Origin of the sequence: Rhodococcus aetherivorans (assembly GCF_011058165.1) — a bacterium.
Classification (GTDB): Bacteria; Actinomycetota; Actinomycetes; order Mycobacteriales; family Mycobacteriaceae; genus Rhodococcus; species Rhodococcus aetherivorans.
On the sequence record NZ_JAALEG010000158.1, the window covers coordinates 1 to 5,035 of the forward strand.

A 5,035-nucleotide genomic window follows, 5' to 3' on the forward strand; every position below is an offset into this window, starting at 1 on the left:
CCCAGCTGCACGGCGACGACGCGGGCGATGTTGAACCCGGACTGGCCGGCGGGCTGGCCGCAGCCGAGCATCAGGTCGTCGATCTGGGCCGGGTCCAGCTCCGGCACCTTCGCCAGGGCGGCCGCGATCATCTGGGTGGCCAGGTCGTCCGGACGCACCGTCCTGAGCGACCCCTTCATCGCCCGCCCGATGGGAGAACGGGCGGCGGACACAATCACAGCTTCGGCATCACATGCTCCTTGGGAGTTCGAGGCTGGGCCTTCGCAGACCGAGCCGGTTGGTCATACCGTGCAGTCGTCGGTGGAGCGGACGCGGCCAACGGCGTTCGAGGGCATTCGTCGCGGAAGCGAGCTGGGCGGGAGGTTGGTCGGTTCGCCGATGCTTCGTGGATTCGTCACCGTCGGGGAGGCGGGAGGAACGTTTACGGAGTCCTCACGTCAAGGAGCCGAGTCCTGCTGCCAGGAATTCGGGCACCGATTCACCGGCACGGTCGAATCCGGCTCCCACGGTCGCGCCCGCGCGGTAGCGGTAATTGATGCCTTCGGCGATGACGGCGACCTTGAAGTAGGCCAGTGCCATGTAGAAGTTCCAGTGGTCCAGGACTCGGCCTGAGGCCGCGGCGTAGCGCGAAGCCAGATCGTCGATCGACGGAAGTCGAGGGCTTGTCCAGGCGCCGGGCTCTCCGAGAACGAGATCGAAGGCCGGATGCCTGTACACACACATCAAGGCGACATCCGTGAGTGGATCTCCGAGAGTGGAGAGTTCCCAGTCGACCACGGCGGCCAGTGTGCCGACGTCCTCGGAGGCCAGGATGGTGTTGTCGATGCGGTAGTCACCGTGGACGATGGACGCGTCCGTGTGCGTCGGTACGAGTTCGGTGAGCGCATCGTACAGTTTGGTGACGTCGACCGAGTCCCGGGTTTTGACCCGGTCCCACTGCTTTGCCCACAGGTCGATCTGTCGTGTGACATACCCGTCCGGCCGGCCGAGTGTGCCCAATCCCACCGCCTGGTAGTCGACGTTGTGAAGTGCGCCGAGCACTCGAATCAGACCGGTCATACACGCGTCGATCTGGTCGTCGGACAGCGCCTCGACGTCCGACCCGGTCCGGAGAACCTGGCCTGAAACGTACTCGACGAGGGTGAACGGAGCCCCGAGGACCGTCTCGTCCTCGCAGAGGATGACGGGTGTGGCCACAGGGACGTCTGTGTGCTGCAGCGCGGATGTGATGCGGAATTCTCGTGCCACGTCATGGGCGGACGGGGTCCGTCCCGTTGTCGGTGGCCTCCGAAGAATCCAGCGCGAGGAGTCGTCGACGATGTGGTAGGTCAGGTTGGACTTGCCTCCCGAAATCAGCTCTGCCCGTAGATCTCCGTCGAGGGGAATGCCCGATCGGCGGAGAAAGTTCTGTAGCGCAGGAAGTTCGAGCCCTCGGTGTTGGGTGGTCAAGATATCTCCTCGTGTTCTGCCGGCGTGGCAGCGCTTGCCGTAGCCGCGGCAACAGCGCGCATGTACGTGTTGTTCGGGCGGGCGCGCGTCCACCTGGTGGCGGCGCCTCTCTCACGGCCGTTACCAGGTTCTGCCTACGGAGGGCACCGCAGCCGTTCGTGTCCCGAGCCCCGCGAATGGGCACCTACTCGGACGCGTTTCCGTTCGGCTGCTGATCGGGCGTGTCGGCGGCGCGGCGGTCGAGCGACGTACCAGGAGGCGGTGTCCACCTCGTCTGGCGCGACAGTAGACATCTGCAGATCAGCATGTCAACTACCGACGAGGTCTATGGCGAGCAAACGGCTATTGGCCGCACTCCAACTGTGAAAATACCGCCTTCAATACTTGACATACTTGTCAAAGAAGGGCTGTAATCGAACGGTCCCACGAACCAGGTCGAACCGGCCGACGACGCTTCGCGGAAACCAGCGGTACGGGCTGCCGCCGAACTCTTAGCGCAATGAGGTGTGTTGATGACTGTGATCGAATCGAAGCTCGATCCGAAGTCCGAGATTTTCGAGTGCGACCGACAAGCGATGCTCGCCGCGCTGCGGCCTCTAGAGGAACTCGCGGTGCAGGTCCTCGAGGCAGGGGGCGGCAAAGCAGTCGACCGTCATCGTTCTCGGGGAAAGCTCCTCGCACGTGAGCGTGTCGATCTGCTGTTGGACGAGGACGCTCCCTTTCTGGAACTGTCGTGCTACGCGGGTGCCCACGATCCCCGATCCCAGCCGGGTGCCCGTCTGATCACGGGTGTCGGCACGGTCAACGGCGTCGAATGCATGATCCTCGCCAACCAGTCGACGGTGAAGGGGGGATCGCTCAACCCCGATGCCGTGGCCAAGCAGCTGCGCGCGCTGGAGATCGCCGAACGCAACAGGCTGCCGCTGATCACACTGGTCGAGTCGGGCGGCGCCGACTTGCCGACGCAGGCAGACATCTTCGTTCCCGGTGGGCGGACGTTTCGTGAGCTGACCCGGCTGACCGCTGCCGGCATTCCCACAATTTCCTTGGTATTCGGCAGTTCGACCGCCGGCGGCGCCTACATGCCGGGCATGAGCGAATACACGGTGCTCGTCAAAAACGCCGCCTCGGTCTATCTCGGCGGCCCACCGCTGGTGAAGATGGCGATCAACGAAGATGTCGACGACGAATCTCTCGGCGGGGCCGAGATGCACGCCCGAGTCTCCGGGCTGGCAGATTACCTGGCTGAGGACGAGCACGATGCCATCCGCATCGGCCGCCAGATCGTGGCCGACCTGCATTGGCGCAAGGCCGGTCCTGCCCCGTCGCTGCCTGCCGATCCGCCGGCCTACGACGAGGCGGAGCTGCTCGGATGCGCGCCGGCCGACCCACGACGGGCGGTGGAGGTGCGGGAAATCCTGGCTCGAATACTCGACGGTTCGCGGTTCGACGAATTCAAACCACTCTACGGGACCCAGTTGGTGACCGGTTGGGGCTCGATCGCCGGCTACCCGGTCGGCATCCTCGCCAACAACGGCATCCTGTTCTCCGAGGAGGCCAACAAGGGGGCCCACTTCATTCAGCTCGCCAATGCCCACGGCATTCCGCTGCTGTTCGTCCAGAACATCACCGGCTTCATGGTCGGCTCCGCGGCCGAACGCGGCGGCATCATCAAGGATGGGGCGAAGCTGATCAATGCGGTCTCCAACTCGACCGTTCCGCATCTGACCCTCATGGTCGGCGCCTCGTACGGTGCCGGCAACTACGCCATGTCCGGACGCGCCTACGACCCGCGGTTCGTGTTCACCTGGCCGAACCACCGCATCGCCGTCATGGGCGGCCCCCAGCTCGGAGGGGTGATGTCGATCATCCGGCGCACAGCGGCAGCACGGTCGGGCGCCGACTACGACGATGCACAGGACGCCCAGGTACGCCGCGAGATCGAAGAGATGATCGAGACCCAGTCGAGCGCGGTGTACGCCACCGGGCGCCTGTGGGACGACGGCGTCATCGATCCGCGGCACACCCGCACCGTGCTGGGGTTGGCCCTGTCGGCTACTCACTCGGCCCCCGTCGTCGGTGCGACCCGATTCGCCCCCTTCCGGATGTGAGGAAAACAACCGTGAGCAGTAACCGCATCACCACCCTTCTCGTCGCCAACCGGGGGGAGATCGCACGACGGATCATCCGCAGCGCACGCGCCCTGGGGATCCGCACCGTCGCGGTGTACTCGGACCCGGACGCTCGGTCACCCCACGTCCTCGATGCCGATCTCGCGGTTGCCCTCGGTGGCACCGCAAGCGCGGACTCGTACCTGCGCGCCGACAAGATCATCGACGCCGCCCGTCGAGCGGGTGCCGATGCGATCCACCCCGGATACGGATTCCTGTCCGAAAACGCGGAGTTCGCCGAGTCCTGCCGCCGGGCCGACATCCTGTTCGTCGGCCCCTCACCGGAGTCGATGCGCAGCATGGGTCTGAAGGACCAGGCGAAGGCGATCGCGCGACGAGCCGGAGTTCCGGTGCTGCCGGATGCCGAGATCACCGGTGACGACCCCACAGCCTGGGCGGCGGCAGCCTGCGAGGTCGGCTTCCCACTGCTGGTGAAGGCCACCGCGGGCGGGGGCGGTAAGGGAATGCGCCGGGTCGACGATCTCGACACTCTTGTCGACGCCGTCGCCGGTGCCCGTCGGGAGGCCGCCAGCTCGTTCGGCAATGCGACGGTGTTCCTCGAGCGGTACCTGGACAAGGCGCGGCACATCGAGATCCAGGTGTTCGGGGACGCACACGGATCGGCGGTGCATCTCGGGGAACGTGAATGCTCCGTGCAGCGCCGGCACCAGAAGGTGCTCGAAGAGGCGCCGTCACCGGTCGTCGGGCCCGAGCTCCGGGAGAAGATGGGCGCGACCGCGGTATCTCTGGTCCGCGAACTCCGCTATCTCGGCGCCGGTACGGTCGAGTACCTGCTCGACGACCGTACGGGCGAGTTCTTCTTCCTCGAGATGAACACCCGTCTGCAGGTCGAACACCCGGTGACCGAGGAAGTCACGGGCCTGGATCTGGTGGCGCTGCAGCTGCGTGTCGCACAGGGTCAGGCATTGGGGATCGAACAGGCGGACGTCGTTCCGCGCGGCCACGCGATCGAGGTCCGGCTCTACGCCGAGGATCCCGCCCGTGGTTTTCTGCCCACCCCGGGCCCGCTCCATCTGTTGGAGTACCCGGAGCGTCCGGGTCTGCGCTACGAGGTCGGTGTGTCCGCGCCCGGCGAGGTCTCGGCCTACTACGACCCGATGATGGCGAAGATCATCGCCCGTGCGGACAGCCGCGAGGAGGCGGCCGCCGCGCTCGCCTCGGCGCTGGACGCCACGCGAATTCACGGTCTGGTGACGAACCGCAGCTTCCTCGCGGCCCTCCTTCGTGACCCGGACTTCTTGTCCGGCGCAACGTGTACCGACTTCCTCGACCACCACCAGAACCTTCTCGATCCTGCTCCCGCCACCCCGACGGTGGTCCACCTGGCCGCCGGGCTGGCAGCATCGGTCTCTCGTCGGCGGGCGGCGAAACCCGCGACCCGGTTCGCCGCCCCC

At 66.0% G+C, this 5,035-nt stretch carries 4 protein-coding genes; 2 read left to right on the forward strand and 2 right to left on the reverse strand.

From position 1 onward, the window contains the following. Positions 1 to 218 (reverse strand): thiolase family protein (locus G6039_RS29535; RefSeq protein WP_478384765.1); only part of this gene is annotated, 218 nt, incomplete at its 3' end. A 214-nt stretch (positions 219 to 432) separates the two neighbouring features. After that, positions 433 to 1,452, reverse strand: a complete 1,020-nt coding sequence (locus G6039_RS29540) for a phosphotransferase family protein (RefSeq protein ID WP_080688428.1) — start codon at positions 1,450 to 1,452, stop codon at positions 433 to 435. A 509-nt stretch (positions 1,453 to 1,961) separates the two neighbouring features. Here G6039_RS29540 and G6039_RS29545 point away from each other — a divergent pair. Both G6039_RS29545 and G6039_RS29550 read left to right on the forward strand, forming a co-directional pair. Next, positions 1,962 to 3,560, forward strand: a complete 1,599-nt coding sequence (locus G6039_RS29545; RefSeq protein ID WP_029546894.1) for an acyl-CoA carboxylase subunit beta — start codon at positions 1,962 to 1,964, stop codon at positions 3,558 to 3,560. 11 nt (positions 3,561 to 3,571) lie between these two features. After that, the coding region (locus G6039_RS29550) for an ATP-binding protein (protein ID WP_206531471.1) at positions 3,572 to 5,035 on the forward strand (1,464 nt) is incomplete at its 3' end.

What these genes read in the sequence shown, in the direction of transcription:
- G6039_RS29545 (WP_029546894.1), top strand. Translation starts at nt 1,962, where the DNA reads ATGACTGTGATCGAATCGAAGCTCGATCCGAAGTCCGAGATTTTCGAG.